Source organism: Marinobacterium sediminicola, from assembly GCF_022343685.1.
GTDB lineage: Bacteria > Pseudomonadota > Gammaproteobacteria > Pseudomonadales > Balneatricaceae > Marinobacterium > Marinobacterium sediminicola.
Window position 1 is genome coordinate 2,703,141 of record NZ_CP092123.1, and the last position, 15,875, is coordinate 2,719,015.

Sequence of the window (15,875 nt, forward strand, 5' to 3'; positions counted from 1 at the left end):
CCCTGCCCGATGACAACGCAAAGGATGCTGATCTTGTCCACACACCATAAAGCCGATCTGCTGTTACTGCTCACCACGATACTGGCAGCAGCCGGCTGGATTTTCTCCCGTGAAGCCGTTCAGGGCCTCGCCCCACTTCTGTTCATGGCACTGCGCTTTGTCAGCGCGGGCCTGATTCTGGCTGCCATTGGCTGGTCTGCCATGCGCATGTTCAATGGCCAGCAATGGAAAAGTGCCTGTCTGGTTGGCTCTTTTTTCGGGACCGCCCTGACCTTCTGGATTCTGGCACTGGAGATGACCAGCCATGTCGGCATAGGTGCCTTCCTGACCGGACTGGGCGTGGTTCTGGTTCCCCTGATCAGTCTGTTTTTTGGTGACCGCTCAGGCCCCTACGTCTATCTGTCGATTCCCTTTGTCATTACAGGGCTCGCCTGTCTGTCACTGGACAGCGAGTTCCATCTTGGCCTGGCTGAGCTGTTTTTCCTGCTCTCGGCCCTGCTGTTCTCGTTCACGTTCATACTCAACAGCCGCGCCGCCACGCGCCTGCCAGCACTGCCTCTCACAGCAGTTCAGCTGCTGATCACCGGCCTGATAACCGGCACCATCTCGCTGTTGATTGAGGACTGGAACTTCAATCAGCCTCCGGCAATCTGGGGCTGGCTGATCGCCAGTGCCCTCATCGCTACCAGCCTGCGCTTTCTGGTGCAGACCCATGCTCAAAGCCTGGCTCCCCCCAGCCATACGGCCATCATTATGACCCTGGAGCCGGTCTGGACCGCACTACTGGCTGCGCTTTGGCTAGGCGAGTCGATGACCACTCTGCAGTTCAGCGGCTGTGCGCTGATTTTCCTCGCCATGCTGGTCAATCGCTGGCCCGCCGTGCGAGCATGGCTTAAACATCACTGATCGAACTGCCGACTATACTGACAGGGCGCTCGCCCCTCAGGAGAATTCCACCATGAACACTCGAGTATCCATTGTCACCGGCCTTGCCCTGTCGCTGACGCTTCTATCCCCGGCTCAGGCCGGCTGGGATGACCCGCTGAAACAGGGAGAAAAGATCCTGCAACAGCAAACCTCCTCTGAAAGCAGCTCCACTGCCGTTCCTGAGGGTGTGGACACTGCCACCCTTGCCAAGGGCTTGAAGGAAGCCTTGCGGGTCGGAGGTGAACGAGCCATTGACCGTTTGGCAGCCAATGGTGGCTTCGCCAACCACGCCGATGTCCGTATCCCCATGCCCGGCATGCTCGAATCCGTTGGCGGACTGATGCGCAACTATGGTCTGGGCGCACAGGTAGATGCTTTCGAGGCCAGCATGAACTCTGCCGCCGAACAGGCGATCAGCGAAGCCACTCCCATTTTCATGGATACGCTGGAAAACATGACACTGGACGACGCTCGCCGCATCTATTCAGGTGGTGACACCGCCGCCACCGACTATTTTCGCGACAAGACTCATGATCCACTCAGTGCAAAACTGAAACCTCTGATTGAGCAGGCAATGGCCAGTACCGGCGTCATTCAGGCATATCAGCTGCTGGTCTCACAGGCTGAAGAGCAGGTCCCCATGCTGCAGGGCATGAGTCCGAACCTGGGTAATCACGTAACAGAAGCAGCCCTGGATGGGCTTTTCCTGCGCTTGGCACAGGAAGAAAAGAAAATCCGTGAAAATCCGGTGGCACGCACCACTGATCTGTTGAAAACCGTGTTTGGCTCCTGAGCCGATTGGCAGTATGGATCAAGGGGCAGTTTGGCTGGCTTGCATAGCTCGCTTTCGAGCCATGCAAGCGCTTACTCCGGCTTCGAACCACCATACACGATAAAATGCGGGTTCAGGGTTTCAGTTGTGTCGGCATAACTCAGCTCATCCCCTTCCGGGGTCAGCAACTGCCCGCCCGCAGCGCTGATCACCGCATGCGCGGCGGCCGTATCCCAGAGGCAGGTCGGCCCCAGCCGGGGATACAGATCCCCCTTGCCTTCGGCCACCAGACAGAGCTTGATCGAACTGCCCATGCGAATCAGTTCATACGAGCCCAACGCCTCCATCCAGGCCAGCGTATGCGGCCCCAGATGTGAACGACTGCCGTAGACTTTCCAAGGCGCATCGGGTGTGTGGGTACTGACCTTGATGGCCTGACGCTCGCCCTCGCCATCAATGCGGAAGGCGCCCAGATCTTCGGCCGCCAGCCAGAGAGTATCCAGTACCGGCGCCAGCACCACCCCCAGCACCGGACGCCCCTGCTCGATGAGGGCAATATTGACGGTAAACTCTCCATTACGCTTGATGAACTCCTTGGTGCCATCCAGCGGGTCCACCAGCCAGTAACGGCCCTGATCATCAGGACCGGTAAAGTCCTCCACTGCCTCTTCGGTCAGGATCGGCAGAGTCGGCACCAAAGCACTCAAGCCCTCCACGATCACCCTGTTGGCCGCCAGATCAGCCCGCGTCAGGGGAGATTCGTCGGCCTTATGCTCTACACCAAAGTCATCTTCACCGTAGATATCAAGGATCGCGGCACCGGCTTCACGTGCAATGGCTTCGACCTGTTGCAACAAGAACGCCAATGGCAAAGGCTGACTGATAGAGGAAGGCATGGACACTCCTGTGCATCAAATGGATGGTAGCTTGCATTTTAACACTCCCGGCAAGGATCAACGTGCGCTATTGCAGCGCACAAACGTATGGCCACGCACCATTTGCGCGCAGCGCCTCGCTTGGTAATTCTAAAGACCCAATACATAAAAAGGATTCATAAACAAACACTTAAAAAATCTTTTTCATTTTGGCACACACTCTGCAACGTTCAGCGTAGATGAAGCCAACGCAGGCTTCAGAGAAAATTGAGTGTCATTGGACAACGGCGTTCAGACCCCACCCGCAACGGCCGGTGGTGTCTGAGCGCCGTTTTTTTATGGCTCTCGCGCACTCCTGAACGACTGTCTCTACAAGAGGTGATCACCATGGCCTATCTGATGCCAACCGAGTTTGTAACCAAAATGGTGGATGCTGGCGAAGCCAAGATTCACATGTCCACCCGCGATACCCTGATCCGAGCCTATATGGCCGGGGCCATACTGGCCTTGGCCGCTGTGTTTGCCGTGACCGTGGCCGTTCAAACCGGCGTATTTCTGATCGGCGCTCTGCTGTTCCCAGTCGGTTTCATCATGCTTTACCTGATGGGTTTTGACCTGCTCACCGGGGTATTCATGCTCACGCCGCTGGCCTGGCTCGACAAGCGCCCGGGCGTTACGCCATCACAGATCCTGCGCAACTGGGGGCTGGTATTCGTGGGCAACTTCGCGGGGGCATTTACCGTCGCCGTCATGATGTCCTACATCTTCACCATGGGATATAACACCGACGGCGGTGCCATCGCCGAGAAAGTCGCCAGCATCGGTGAAGCGCGTACCGTCGGCTATGCCGCCTATGGTGCGGATGGCTGGCTTGCCATCTTCATCCGCGGCATGCTGTGTAACTGGATGGTGTCCATGGGTGTGGTCGGCGCCATGATTTCAACCCATGTCAGCGGCAAGGTGCTGGCAATGTGGATGCCGATCATGCTGTTCTTCTTCATGGGCTTCGAGCATTCTGTGGTCAACATGTTCCTGTTCCCGTTCGCCATGATCATGGGCGGCGACTTCTCTGTCGCGGACTACCTGATCTGGAACGAGATTCCAACCGCACTGGGTAACCTGGTCGGTGGCCTCGCCTTTACCGGTCTGACCCTCTACACCACCCATGTACGTACCGGCGCCAAGCGAAAAGTGGCAACCACTGCAGGCACCAAACCGGCGACCACCTCTGCCTGATTTCATCATCCTCCAGCCGCAGCGTCTCCTGAGGGACGCTGCCCCTACTCTGCGCAACCCAGCAACCCACCGGGAGAGCACAGATCATGAATTCAGGACTGAAACTCAGCCTGGGACAGTTCACTGACAAGGGACGCAAGCCCGGCAATCAGGATTTTCACGGCGCGCTGATCCCTTCAGAGCCCCAGCTCAGTCTCAAGGGAGCGGCTCTGGCACTGGCCGATGGAATCAGTTCCAGCGACGTCAGCCAGATCGCCAGCGCCGCCGCCGTAAAGTCCTTTCTCGATGACTATTTCTGTACGTCAGAAACCTGGTCAGTCAAAACATCCGCCGAAAAGGTACTCTCGGCCACGAACTCCTGGCTCTACGCCCAAACCGCCAGCAGTGAATACCGTCAGGACCACAACCGGGGGTATGTCTGTACGTTCAGTGCCTTGATTCTGAAGGCCTGCAGTGCTCACCTGTTCCACGTTGGAGATACGCGAATCTATCGCGTCCGCAACCGCACACTGGAACAGCTGACCAAGGACCACCGCCTGTGGATATCCGGTCATGAAAGCTACCTCAGCCGTGCTCTGGGCATCGACGACTCACTGGAACTGGACTACCAGATTCTGTCTCTTGAACCCGGAGACCTTTATCTGCTTGCCACCGATGGCGTCTACGAGCATGTGGATAACGCTGACATCCTTGCCCTGCTCGACACCCATACCGACAACCTCAACGACGCCGCTCGGGCGATTGTCGAAACCGCCTTTGCACAGGGCAGTCCCGACAACCTGACCCTGCAGATTCTGCGTGTCGATGATCTGCCGTCATTGGGTCATCAAGTGTTGCAACAACAGGTGGAACAGTTGCCTCTTCCCCCCGCACTGGAACCCGGGATGGTGTTTGAAGGCTACCGCATACAGCGTGAACTCCATGCGACCAGCCGCAGCCATGTGTTTCTGGCGCAGGATATGGAGTCTGGGCAGCAGGTGGTGATCAAGACGCCCTCCATCGATCTGGGAGAAGACCCGGCCTACCTGGAACGCTTCATGATGGAAGAGTGGATCGCCCGGCGCATCAACAGTCCCCATGTCCTCAAGGCGATGCCTCCCAACCGACCGCGTCATTACCTGTATACCGTAACCGAATATATTGATGGACAAACACTATCCCAGTGGATCAGTGATCACCCCTGGCCCGATCTGGAAAGTGTACGCAACATCATCGATCAGCTCGCTCGCGGACTACTGGCGTTTCATCGCCGTGAAATGGTGCATCAGGACCTGAAGCCCGACAACGTAATGATCGACAGCGCGGGTACCGTGCGCATCATCGACTTTGGCGCCACCCGTGTAGCCGGTATCGTTGAATCGGCCCATTCATTGGAGCAGCCCCACTTGCTGGGCACCGCTCTCTACTCGGCACCGGAATACTTCATCGGCGAATACGGTGACTGGCGTGCCGACCTCTATTCTCTGGCCGTCATCACCTATCAGATGCTGTCCGGGCGTTTCCCCTACGGCAACCAGGTCGCCCGCACCCGAACCCGGGCCGCGCAACAACGTCTGTCATATGACTCGGTTCTGGACGAAGACCGCGAGATCCCGGCCTGGATCGATGACACCCTGAAACAGGCCCTGCACCCGGACCCGGACAGGCGTTACCAGGACCTGTCGGAATTCATTTACGACCTGCGCCACCCCAGCCAGCGATTCCTTAACCGCACCAAACCGCCGCTGATCGAACGCAGCCCGGTGCGGTTCTGGCAGGGTATTTCCCTTGGACTGGCGCTGACCGTGGTTTACCTGCTCACGCACACACCCTAAGCAAGCAAAACGCAAGGAGTTACTTATGATCAGCAGCAGAGAAGACGTGACCCGTATGATCCTCGCCACCAAGGTCAGCAAAGGCCTGCGCTGGGAGGTCGTTGCCGCCGAACTGGGCCTGTCCAAGGAATGGACTACCGCCGCCTGCCTCGGCCAGATGACCTTCAACAAGGAGCAGGCTGAAACCATCGGTCGGCTGTTCGAACTCAGTGATGAAGCCATCGCCTGGCTACAAATCGTGCCACACAAGGGCGATGGTGGTATCCCCACCGATCCACTGCTCTATCGTTTGTACGAGATCGTCAGCGTCTACGGTGGCGCCATGAAGGAGCTGATTCACGAAGAGTTTGGTGACGGCATCATGAGTGCCATCGATTTCTCTCTGGATATCCAGCGCGAAGAAAACCCGAACGGTGACCGGGTCAACATGGTGATGTCGGGCAAGTTTTTGCCCTACAAGAGTTACTGAAACGCAGTCAGGGCATTGAAGGTACTTAAGGCTCCGATGCTACAGGCTGCCTCTGAAGCATCGGAGCAGGTGCATGCAACAGTTTCAGGGCTGCCAGACATTCAGCCATGAGTGCTTTTTACGACGTCTCCTCCTGCTCAAACAAGGTACAACAGCCCTCGGCCAACAGGGCAACCAGAGGGATCAACACAAGTGCCATCGGCAGCAGGAATGGCCAGCCATATGCAAGAAAGCCCCACACGATCTTGGCATCAGCCAGTGCTGCCCAGCCGCTGCCATTGACGATCACTCCGGCGAGGATGCCCAGATAGAGAACCGTGGCGATAACGATGCCTCTGGCAGAAAACATATTCATGATGCACGTGTGCCTGTAACAGTTAAATGTGTGGCGCTGGGCCAACAAGGTGGTCACCCGGTATATGGGAGATGTTTCAGCACAACCCCTGCCGGAAGGAAGACCTGACGCCGGTATTCTGTTCACAAGATGCCGATAATCCGCGCAGACAAGGGCTCAAGCGCTTATATCTTGCACGCTTTTCACGTATAAGAGTACTGAGTTGTTCAGGGAAAACCCTCCAATCCGGCTCCCGGAGGAACAGTAATCTAGTCCCTTCAGACCTTGTGGTGCCCGATCGGAGGATCGAATATCTAACGCGACTATTCCGCTACATGATGGAGACCAAGATGCACAAGAATAACGAAGTGGTTGTACTCAGCGCCGCCCGCTCTCCGATCGGATCATTCGGTGGTGGCTTGAGCCAGCTGGAGCCGGCAGAACTGGCCGGGCAGGTCATGAAGGCGGCCATCGAGCGCTCGGGCGTTGATCCTCAATCGATCAACTACGTCACCTCCGGTCACTGCATCCCCACCGACTCCCGCTTTGCCTATGTCGCCCGCGTGGCGTCCATTCAGGCGGGTCTGCCGATGAACTCGGTCGCCATGGCGGTTAACCGCCTGTGCAGTTCAGGTCTGCAGGCCGTGGTTTCAACCGCCCAGACCATCATGCTGGGTGATTACGAATACGGTATCGGCGGTGGCGTCGAAGTCATGTCCCGCTCCGGCTACCTGTCAACCGCCATGCGCAGCGGTGCCCGCATGGGCGATACCAGCATGGTCGACATGATGGTTGCCACTCTGAGCGACCCCTTCGGAGCCGGGCACATGGGCATCACGGCCGAAAACCTGGCCGAAAAATGGGACATCTCCCGTGAAGAGCAGGATGCATTTGCTGCCGAGTCCCACCGTCGTGCCGCCGCCGCCATCGAAGAAGGTCGTTTCAAGGACCAGATCGTGCCGATCAGCATCAAGACACGCAAGGGTGAGCAGATCGTCGATACCGATGAACATGTGAAGCCGGGCACGACGGCAGAGTCACTGTCTGGTATGCGTCCTGCATTCAAGAAGGACGGCACCGTCACCGCCGGTAACGCCTCCGGCATCAACGATGGTGCTTCCTATCTGGTACTGGCCTCTGCGGAAGCCGCCGCACGTGATGGCCACAAGCCAATCGCACGACTGGTCTCCTATGCGCTGGCTGGAGTCTCCAACGAAATCATGGGCGAAGGCCCGATCCCGGCATCACGTCTGGCGCTGGAAAAAGCCGGCCTGACCCTGGACCAGATGGATGTGATCGAATCCAACGAAGCCTTTGCAGCTCAGGCACTGGCCGTAGCCAAGGGACTGGGGCTGGATCTCGACAAGACCAACCCCAACGGCGGTGCTATCGCACTGGGCCATCCGGTCGGCTGCTCCGGTGCCTATATCGCCACCAAGGCGCTCTATGAACTTCAGCGTATTGAAGGCCGTTACGCCCTGGTGACCATGTGCATCGGCGGTGGTCAGGGCATCGCCGTGATCTTCGAACGACTTTAATTCCTGCCTCACGAAGGGCTCCCCTTGCGGGAGCCCTTTAAGCAACAGTGCCCCTCAGGTACGGGTGATTAACTTGTAATGACCAAAGGCACTATTCCAGCTGAATCATGTCTTGCACCTGAACCAAATAGGATTGTGCATAACGAAGCTCACCTTGCGTTTCCGCCCAGATCTCCAGCAGGGTTTCTCCACTGCATACCCTGTCCCCAACCTTGGCCAACAATCGAATACCGGCTGATTTGGCATTAGGCGCTCCAGCCAACTTGGCCAGATTTGCCAATTTCCGGTTGTCGATAGCCGTAACTGTTCCACTGCTCTTCGCTCTCAAGGGGTATCGAAAATATACAGGTGGCAATGATCTCAGGCCCCCCTGGGCTTCACAGATCCCTCGGAACTTGTCCCAGGCAGCCCCGGATGTGAGTAACTGCTGAGCCAGCGCCTTGCCATGGCCTGCTTCACAACGCCCAACCATTTCGAGCACCAGACCGGCCAGCATGATACTTCGCTCACGCAAGTCTGCCGGCGCATCCTCTCGATTCTGCAGAACAGCCAGAACATCTCCAGCTTCGAAAACCGGACCTATCCCGCGACCAATTGGCTGTTGACCGTCAGTGATGACGGGCATTACAACAACTCCGAGGCACGCGCCAACCCGCTCGAAAACCTGTTTCAGAGCTTTGGCCGCTGACATGGAACGCACTTTGGCAGTTGGCCCGACGGGAATATCAATCAGAATATGGGTAGACCCTGCCGCTATTTTCTTCGACATCACCGAGGCAACCAGCTGGCCCTCGCTATCCAGGTCCATCGCTTTTTCGACCCGAATCAGGATGTCGTCAACGGGACTCAAGTTTGCATTACCGCCCCAGGCAAGGCAGCCACCCTGCTCCTGCACTACACGCCGGATCGTCTCCATATCCAGATCCACGCGAGTGAGAACCTCCATGGTGTCAGCGGTACCGGCTGGTGAAGTAATCGAGCGTGAAGATGTCTTTGGCATGACCAGCCCCGCAGCCGTCACTATCGATACCAGAATCGGAGTCGTTCTATTGCCGGGCAAGCCACCGATACAATGCTTGTCTACCACGATGCCGGCATCTGGCCAGGTCATCCGCGCTCCGATATCAACCATGGCCCGGCTCAGGTATGCGATCTCATTGATATCCAGGCGGTTGGCACAGGCCGTTAGAAAGCTGGCAATGTGCACATCGGTATATCGGCCAGCCTGGATATCACGAACGATCTCATTGAACTGTTTCTGACTCAGTGGTAAATCGAAGATTTTTCGGCGTACATGACTCAAGGAGCTGACCCATGCCGGGTGGCTGACGCTCACCTCCCGCTCCTCCTCCAGTGCCAAGCGCTCCCATGCGACCTTCGAGAGACCGATATACCCCGGCGATAATATTCCTGTTCCCGATTCCACTACATTCAACCGCGCGATGATGTTCTTGTCTCCGGCTGAAACTTCAACCCGTGACTGACCACCAAAGCCTTCTGCACGGCAAATGAGGCAATCATCACGCATGTAGGCCACCGACTCCTGACTGGTATCAATACCAACCCGAGTCGCGGTGAGACGATTCTGGTGGTTGCTGGCATCCTCCATTCGCTCCTCCAACTCGGTGATGATGACCGAGATAGTCGCTACTTGCGTGGCACCTTATTACAGCAGTGAGGTTCGTGCGCCTCGTTATCCTTCATATTCTGATCGACGAACCGATAGTAGCTGCGCTTGAACCGACTCCACCAGCCAGTGTCGAACTTCGCACCCATGTTTCGGATAACGCCCTCTACCTTATCCAGGCTGCAATGGGTCGCATCGTAATCGAAATACAGAGTGGCGTTAGGGGCATCAAACACCACTCGATCCATCCCGAACAGTTGTCTGACCGCCTCGACCAATGCGTTTTCAGCCTGAGCCTTAACATCAACCAACCTCATTTTACGGCTGACCAGGTTCACTTCTTTCACACCGGGTTTGTGCTCGAAGTCACCCATGAGCATCAGCAGCCTTTTCCACAATGAGTTCTCCTTTGTACATCTGCATCTGGCATGTAAAGGGATAGCGACCCGGCTGCATCGGCGGTAATTCCACTTTTCGGGCCTTGTTCAAGGGCAGCTCCTCACTGACATCAAAATCTTCGAAAACAACCACGCTCGCGCAGGGCGAAGGGTCCCTGCGAATGAATTTGAGGCTCAGAGACTGCCCGGCCTTTAGGCGGATGTGCGCCGGTGAATAAATACCGTCCTTTACCTCAATCGTCACCTCCCCGGCTTCCATGGCTGCTGCGGGTTCCCGGTAAAGCCAAAACCACCAGACGATCAGGGCTATCAACAGCACACCCAGTATATTAATCACCATCATGATACTGACTCCCTTTCAGTGGTCTTCCGGCTTGAATAAACGCAGGCGATTGGCATTGGTCACCACTGTCAACGACGAAAAGGCCATCGCGGCTCCCGCAATAACAGGGCTTAACAGCATGCCAAAGAACGGATAAAGCACACCTGCGGCCACGGGCACCCCGGCCACGTTATAGATAAACGCGCCAAACAGGTTCTGCCGTATATTCCTCAGGGTCGCTCGGCTCACGGCAATTGCATCAGCAAGGCCGTGCAGTGAACCTCTCATAAGGGTGACGTCGGCACTCTCAATAGCCACATCAGTACCCGTGCCTATTGCGAAGCCCACATCCGCCAGGGCCAGGGCGGGAGCATCATTGATCCCATCACCTGTCATACCCACGATTTCACCCTGCTGCTGGAGCTCGGCAACCTTGCTTGACTTGTCTTCCGGCAACACTTCCGCGAAGAACTCTTCAATACCCAACTGCTCGGCAACAGCTTTTGCGGTGTCACGGTTATCTCCAGTCAGCATAACCACGCGAATACCATCGTTCTGTAGCCGCTTAATCGCTTCAACCGAGTCTTCCTTGATCGGGTCGGCAACGGCAATCAGGGCAATCAATCGCTCACCTGATGCCAAATACATTGGAGTGCGGGCCTGAGCCGCCATACTCTGCGCTTGCTCCAGATAAGCGTCGATTGAGATTTCCCGGTCGCGCATCAGTTTTTCATTGCCAAACAGCAATGAGCAGTCATCCACTCGACCTTCTACGCCGTGGCCAGCGATGGAGTTGAACCCGTCGACTTCTCCCAACTCAATATCGCGATCCTGTGCAGACTCGACAATTGCCTGAGCCAAAGGATGCTCGGAGCCCTGCTCCAGTGTCGCCGCCAATCGCAGAACACTCGCCTCATCCATATCACCGACCGGGACCACCTCGGTTACTCTGGGAGCCCCCTCTGTGATGGTTCCGGTCTTATCCAGAATCATGGCGGTAATTTTGGAGGCTGTTTGCAAAGCCTGACCATTTCGAATCAACACACCAGCCTCTGCGGCCTTGCCGACCCCGACCATTACCGACATCGGCGTCGCCAGACCCAGCGCACAAGGGCATGCGATAATCAGAACCGTAGTGGCCGAAACCACGGCAAAGGCAACCGTCGGTTCAGGTCCAACGTTCAACCAGATCAAGGCACTGATGACCGCAATGATCATGATGGCTGGAACGAAATAGCCTGAAATGACATCAGCCAGCCTTCCAATGGGAGGCTTGGAGTTTTGTGCTTGCTTGACCATGGAAATGATACGCGCCAGAGCCGTATCTTTGCCGACTCTGGTCGCTTTGAAGAGCAGGGAGCCCGACTTATTGAGTGTCCCGCCAACAATCTCGTCGCCAACGGTCTTCTCTACCGGCATGGGCTCACCGGTTAACATGGATTCATCCACCGACGAATGCCCATCCGATACCACGCCATCAACCGGAATTTTTTCACCCGGCCTGACCCTGACCTGATCACCCTTTTGCACTTGTTCAATCGGAACATCGACTTCTCGCCCGTCACGAAAGACTCTGGCGGTTCTCGCCTGCAATCCGATCAGACGCTTGATCGCCTCGGATGTACGCCCCCTGGCTCGTACTTCCAGGGCCAAGCCCAGATTGATGAGGCCTATGATCATCGCTGTGGCTTCAAAATAGACATGACGTGCCATCAAGGGGACCACATCCGGTACCATCACGACCACCATGGAATAGAGCCAGGCGGTTCCTGTACCCAGCGCGATCAGGGTATCCATATTGGCACTATGGTTGCGGACCGACTTCCAGGCTCCCACATAAAAATGCCGCCCTGATACCAGCATCACCGCCAAAGTCGCCAGGCCAACCAGCCCCCAGGCAACGCGTTCCATGGTGGTGGTTACTGTCATTTCACCAATGACAAGGCCATAGATCATCAGAGGAATACCCAATCCAAGCGCAATGCTCATCTCGCGCAGTAAACGCTTGTAGTACTCCCGATCAGCCTGTTCCTTTTCATCCAACAGCTCTGCACTGCTTTCTTCAGAAGTGACCCTGGCACCGTAGCCGGCCTGCTCCACCGCCTGAATCAAGACATCAGCCGACACCTCACCGGTTACCGTCACCGTGCGTTCGACAAAGTTCATGCTCGCCTCTTGCACGCCCGGAACACGGTGTATAGCCGACTCTATCTTGCCAACACAGCTGGCACAGCCAGCCCCCTCAATCATCAGTACCTGTTGAGGCACTGCAGCGGCCTGCGCTGAGCTGCCATGCTGATGACAGGGTTTCCCTTGGGCAGATTGATGTTCTGAATCCATCGGATACTCCTTGTCTGGTTTTCATCAAACAGTATGGACCATCGTGCCGACGACGTACTGACCGGCACATTACAATTTCGTCATAATCCGGCTTTTTCGCGTGCAGGATGGCACACTTGCACGAGCCCGATGGCTGATTCAACAACCGAACCGATTTCCAACCGGGTGAACCCTTATGATGTCCCTGACGCTTCGCCTGACATTGCTTTTTTCACTGGTATCCGTCTGCATTCTGGCCGGGCTGGGTTTCCTCATACAACGCTCGGTTGAGCAGCATTTTGCAGCTGAGGATTTTGCTGAGATTGACGACAAGCTGGACCAGGTGATCAGCATGCTTGAGCAGACGCCTGACCCGATAAACAGCGGTGATCTCGCACTCATGCTCAGCGAAATCGTGCTTAGTCATAGCTATCTGGTGATGAACATCGAATCGAGCACCGGCAAGATGCTGTTTGAGTCTGCACCGCTGTCATTACCACCCGCACACGAACAGCAGCTGCAACCTGGCAAGCGTCACCGATCAGAGTGGTCTCAGGAAGGAACCGGTTATCGCGGCATTACCCTGCTTCATCAGTTAAATCATGATACCGAATCAGCGGTGGTGATCCGCGGCGGTATCGAGACGACTCGTCATACCTTGTTCATGCAAACCTTCGTTGCCCAACTGATGACTTTCATGCTGCTGGCAACCCTCCTCAGCACCTTGTTTGGCTGGCTGGCGGTTCGTAAAGGACTGGCGCCGCTAAGGGTCATCAAGGCCCGAGCTCAGTCCGTTACTGCCAAACGGCTTGACCAGCGTCTGCCGATAGAATCCGTCCCGGCTGAAATTGCCGAACTGGGAGGTGAGCTGAACCTCATGCTGGACCGCCTGGAAGAGTCGTTCAGTCGGCTTATCCACTTCTCCTCTGACATCGCCCATGAATTGCGTACACCTTTGAGCAACTTGATGACCCAAACCCAGGTATCACTGTCGCAGGCACGCAGTTGCGAAGAGTATTCCGACATCCTTGCTTCGAACCTTGAGGAGTTTGAACGACTCTCGCGCATGATCTCCGATATGCTTTTTCTGGCAAAGGCAGACAACGGCCTTCAGCTTCCATCCACTGACAAGGTGGATATGGCGCAAGAGGTCAACAAGCTCTGTGATTTCTATGAAGCTTTAGCAGAAGATCGGCAAGTCAAACTCAAACGGCAAGGGCTTGGCTGGGTGCACGGCGACCGCCTGATGATCGAACGCGCCCTTGGCAATCTGATTTCCAATGCCGTACGCCATACTCCCCCCGGAGGAGCGATCCGGATAGAGATCGAAACACATCCCCCCTACTGCAAAGTCATGGTCTGTAATCCGGGTTCTCCCATCAGCGATCAGGACATGCGCTATATCTTCGACCGTTTCTATCGCTGCGATCCTTCACGTCTCCATGGATCAAACGAGGGAACCGGACTGGGCCTGCCCATTACGCGTGCCATCGCTCGCGCACACGGTGGCGATGTTTCAGTCACTTCAACGATCAAAGAAACCTGTTTTATGCTGTTACTGCCGCTCGAGTACGAAACCGGCTCAATTCAAAAGGCAACCGCACACTCTTGAGGAAATCACGTTGAAGCTGTTAATCGTAGAAGATGAGATCAAAACCGGAGATTATCTTCGCCAGGGATTGGGCGAAGCAGGCTTTAGTGTCGACTTGGCTCGTACCGGTCTTGAAGGCCTGACATTGGCGACGACGGAACATTATGACCTAATCATACTCGATGTGCTCCTGCCGGAACTGGATGGCTGGCAAGTCATACAGTCGGTTCGCACACATGGAAACGCCACACCCGTCCTGTTTCTGACGGCGCTGGACGATGTGGATGACCGGGTTAAGGGACTGGAACTGGGAGCGGATGACTATCTCGTCAAGCCATTCGCTTTTTCCGAACTGCTGGCAAGGGTACGAACCCTGCTGCGCCGCGGCCGCACTCCCGCCGAATCCACTCTGCTGAAGGTTGCGGACCTCCAACTTGACTTGATCAAGAGGAAAGTGAGCCGACAACAGCAGCGTATCGATCTGACGGCCAAGGAGTTTGCCTTACTCGAATTGCTGATGCGCCGCCAGGGGGAAATCCTGCCTCGATCACTGATTGCCTCCCAGGTCTGGGACATGAATTTTGATAGTGATACCAACGTCATCGAAGTGGCCGTTCGACGCCTGCGAGGTAAGGTGGACGACCCTTTCGACACCAAGCTGATCCACACCGTCAGAGGCATGGGTTATGTACTGGAAGAGCGCTCCTGAAGCCTAATGCCCCGGTCCCACCAGCACGGCCAGCACTGTAGTAACAGCAAGAATCGCCATACCAACAAGCTTTTCCAGAAGCAGCGAACGCTTCATTGAGCGGGCATCTCCTGCCTGCTTGAGGGCAGGAACCAGATAGAACTTGTGAAAGGCGGCCAGAAGCAGAATGATTGCCACCAACGCCACTTTAAGTATCAGCCAAAAACCATACCGACTGCCCAGCACCTCGCTTGACCAACCGGTCAAACGGTAACTCAACAACATGCCCGCGGCTAACACCATAACGACAGCGGGAAGAGCCAGCCTGCCAAATACCTCCAGTACCGCATGACTGCTATCAGAATCGAGACGATGGGTTGCCAACCAGAGCGGATACAATGACCCCATCCACCAGGATATCAACAGTACGTGTACCGTTAGCGTCAACGCACCAATGAGCCCTTCGCTCTGCACATGCCCACTGAGCGTGTACGAAAAAGCCAGAATCGCCATCCCGCCTATGGCCGTCCCCAGCTGTATCCAGCGCAGGATGCCGGTAGCCGCGGAGCGTATACTGACAAGATGGGAGCCCCCCAGTAACAGCAAACCCAGTGCTGTTATCAGCAATGCGTCGCCCACCGTAGAGTGCCATATGAATTGAAGCATCAAAGGGTCAAACATTCCGCCGATACCGGCTTCCGCCAATGCGCCTGCACGACTTAAGAAATGAACACCCAAGGCAAGGAGGGCCACCAAAATGCCTAGCGACGTATAGCGGTTTAGTGTTGGAACCAAAGCACGATAACGTTGCAGCAACCATTCGCTGGCGATTCCCCCCACTGCGATGACCATTCCCAGGTAAAGCCCCCAGCGTGAAGCCAGTGTCAGCCATTCCCAACCGCTCACAGCACCTCCTTCAACCCATCAGTCTTCGAACGCAGCCGGGGCAACAATCCCGCGGTCAC

At 56.1% G+C, this 15,875-nt stretch carries 15 protein-coding genes; 8 read left to right on the forward strand and 7 right to left on the reverse strand.

The features are described from left to right. Positions 1 to 24 precede the first annotated feature (24 nt). A complete protein-coding gene (locus LN244_RS12275) occupies positions 25 to 906 on the forward strand; it encodes a DMT family transporter (protein ID WP_239040072.1) in 882 nt (293 codons plus the stop codon). A gap of 52 nt (positions 907 to 958) precedes the next feature. After that, the gene (locus LN244_RS12280) at positions 959 to 1,720 is read left to right on the forward strand and encodes a DUF4197 domain-containing protein (protein WP_239040073.1); all 762 of its coding nucleotides are present in this window, start codon (positions 959 to 961) and stop codon (positions 1,718 to 1,720) included. A 71-nt stretch (positions 1,721 to 1,791) separates the two neighbouring features. Here LN244_RS12280 and cysQ read toward each other — a convergent pair whose 3' ends face one another. Further along, entirely contained in the window at positions 1,792 to 2,595 is an 804-nt protein-coding gene (cysQ, locus tag LN244_RS12285; RefSeq protein ID WP_239040074.1) for a 3'(2'),5'-bisphosphate nucleotidase CysQ, read from the reverse strand. 366 nt (positions 2,596 to 2,961) lie between these two features. Between cysQ and LN244_RS12290 the strand changes: the two genes are divergently transcribed. The 3 genes from LN244_RS12290 to cynS all read left to right on the forward strand — a co-directional run bounded on the left by LN244_RS12290 (position 2,962) and on the right by cynS (position 6,093). Further along, positions 2,962 to 3,810, forward strand: a complete 849-nt coding sequence (locus LN244_RS12290; RefSeq protein ID WP_239040075.1) for a formate/nitrite transporter family protein — start codon at positions 2,962 to 2,964, stop codon at positions 3,808 to 3,810. 86 nt (positions 3,811 to 3,896) lie between these two features. Next, complete coding sequence (locus tag LN244_RS12295) at positions 3,897 to 5,624, forward strand: bifunctional protein-serine/threonine kinase/phosphatase (protein WP_239040076.1); 1,728 nt, start codon at positions 3,897 to 3,899, stop codon at positions 5,622 to 5,624. A gap of 25 nt (positions 5,625 to 5,649) precedes the next feature. Next, the gene (cynS, locus tag LN244_RS12300; protein ID WP_239040077.1) at positions 5,650 to 6,093 is read left to right on the forward strand and encodes a cyanase; all 444 of its coding nucleotides are present in this window, start codon (positions 5,650 to 5,652) and stop codon (positions 6,091 to 6,093) included. A 118-nt stretch (positions 6,094 to 6,211) separates the two neighbouring features. Here cynS and LN244_RS12305 read toward each other — a convergent pair whose 3' ends face one another. After that, positions 6,212 to 6,448, reverse strand: coding sequence for a hypothetical protein (locus LN244_RS12305; protein WP_239040078.1), 237 nt, complete (start codon positions 6,446 to 6,448; stop codon positions 6,212 to 6,214). Between the two features lie 329 nt (positions 6,449 to 6,777). On the opposite strand from LN244_RS12305, the gene LN244_RS12310 reads away from it, so the two are divergent. Next, on the forward strand, positions 6,778 to 7,965 hold the full coding sequence (locus tag LN244_RS12310) for an acetyl-CoA C-acyltransferase family protein (protein WP_239040079.1): 1,188 nt from the start codon (positions 6,778 to 6,780) through the stop codon (positions 7,963 to 7,965). Positions 7,966 to 8,056: 91 nt separating this feature from the next. Here the strand turns inward: LN244_RS12310 and LN244_RS12315 are convergent, their stop codons facing one another. From LN244_RS12315 to LN244_RS12330, 4 genes are read right to left on the reverse strand one after another with little or no spacing between them, the layout of a single operon-like run. Next, on the reverse strand, positions 8,057 to 9,574 hold the full coding sequence (locus LN244_RS12315; protein ID WP_239040080.1) for a thymidine phosphorylase family protein: 1,518 nt from the start codon (positions 9,572 to 9,574) through the stop codon (positions 8,057 to 8,059). Between the two features lie 38 nt (positions 9,575 to 9,612). Further along, positions 9,613 to 9,990 (reverse strand): cation transporter, encoded by a 378-nt coding sequence (locus LN244_RS12320; protein WP_239040081.1) that lies wholly within the window; start codon positions 9,988 to 9,990, stop codon positions 9,613 to 9,615. Continuing rightward, positions 9,959 to 10,333: a cupredoxin domain-containing protein gene (locus LN244_RS12325; protein WP_239040082.1), complete on the reverse strand. Its 375-nt coding sequence runs from the start codon at positions 10,331 to 10,333 to the stop codon at positions 9,959 to 9,961. Before LN244_RS12325 ends, LN244_RS12320 begins: the two co-directional genes overlap by 32 nt. A gap of 15 nt (positions 10,334 to 10,348) precedes the next feature. Continuing rightward, positions 10,349 to 12,652 carry a heavy metal translocating P-type ATPase gene (locus LN244_RS12330; RefSeq protein ID WP_425542789.1) on the reverse strand — a complete coding sequence of 768 codons (2,304 nt, stop codon included), beginning with the start codon at positions 12,650 to 12,652 and terminating at the stop codon, positions 10,349 to 10,351. A gap of 175 nt (positions 12,653 to 12,827) precedes the next feature. Between LN244_RS12330 and LN244_RS12335 the strand changes: the two genes are divergently transcribed. Continuing rightward, a complete protein-coding gene (locus tag LN244_RS12335; RefSeq protein ID WP_239040083.1) occupies positions 12,828 to 14,243 on the forward strand; it encodes a heavy metal sensor histidine kinase in 1,416 nt (471 codons plus the stop codon). Positions 14,244 to 14,253: 10 nt separating this feature from the next. After that, positions 14,254 to 14,931 (forward strand): heavy metal response regulator transcription factor, encoded by a 678-nt coding sequence (locus LN244_RS12340; RefSeq protein WP_239040084.1) that lies wholly within the window; start codon positions 14,254 to 14,256, stop codon positions 14,929 to 14,931. A 3-nt stretch (positions 14,932 to 14,934) separates the two neighbouring features. Here LN244_RS12340 and LN244_RS12345 read toward each other — a convergent pair whose 3' ends face one another. Then, positions 14,935 to 15,816, reverse strand: a complete 882-nt coding sequence (locus tag LN244_RS12345) for a copper resistance D family protein (RefSeq protein ID WP_239040085.1) — start codon at positions 15,814 to 15,816, stop codon at positions 14,935 to 14,937. Positions 15,817 to 15,875: the final 59 nt, after the last annotated feature.

Coding starts and splice junctions, on each gene's coding strand:
- LN244_RS12335 (WP_239040083.1), top strand. CDS start 12,828: ATGATGTCCCTGACGCTTCGCCTGACATTGCTTTTTTCACTGGTATCC.
- LN244_RS12315 (WP_239040080.1), bottom strand. CDS start 9,574: ATGGAGGATGCCAGCAACCACCAGAATCGTCTCACCGCGACTCGGGTT.
- LN244_RS12305 (WP_239040078.1), bottom strand. CDS start 6,448: ATGAATATGTTTTCTGCCAGAGGCATCGTTATCGCCACGGTTCTCTAT.
- LN244_RS12280 (WP_239040073.1), top strand. CDS start 959: ATGAACACTCGAGTATCCATTGTCACCGGCCTTGCCCTGTCGCTGACG.
- LN244_RS12330 (WP_425542789.1), bottom strand. CDS start 12,652: ATGGATTCAGAACATCAATCTGCCCAAGGGAAACCCTGTCATCAGCAT.
- LN244_RS12290 (WP_239040075.1), top strand. CDS start 2,962: ATGGCCTATCTGATGCCAACCGAGTTTGTAACCAAAATGGTGGATGCT.
- LN244_RS12310 (WP_239040079.1), top strand. CDS start 6,778: ATGCACAAGAATAACGAAGTGGTTGTACTCAGCGCCGCCCGCTCTCCG.
- LN244_RS12325 (WP_239040082.1), bottom strand. CDS start 10,333: ATGATGGTGATTAATATACTGGGTGTGCTGTTGATAGCCCTGATCGTC.
- cynS (WP_239040077.1), top strand. CDS start 5,650: ATGATCAGCAGCAGAGAAGACGTGACCCGTATGATCCTCGCCACCAAG.
- LN244_RS12275 (WP_239040072.1), top strand. CDS start 25: ATGCTGATCTTGTCCACACACCATAAAGCCGATCTGCTGTTACTGCTC.
- cysQ (WP_239040074.1), bottom strand. CDS start 2,595: ATGCCTTCCTCTATCAGTCAGCCTTTGCCATTGGCGTTCTTGTTGCAA.
- LN244_RS12295 (WP_239040076.1), top strand. CDS start 3,897: ATGAATTCAGGACTGAAACTCAGCCTGGGACAGTTCACTGACAAGGGA.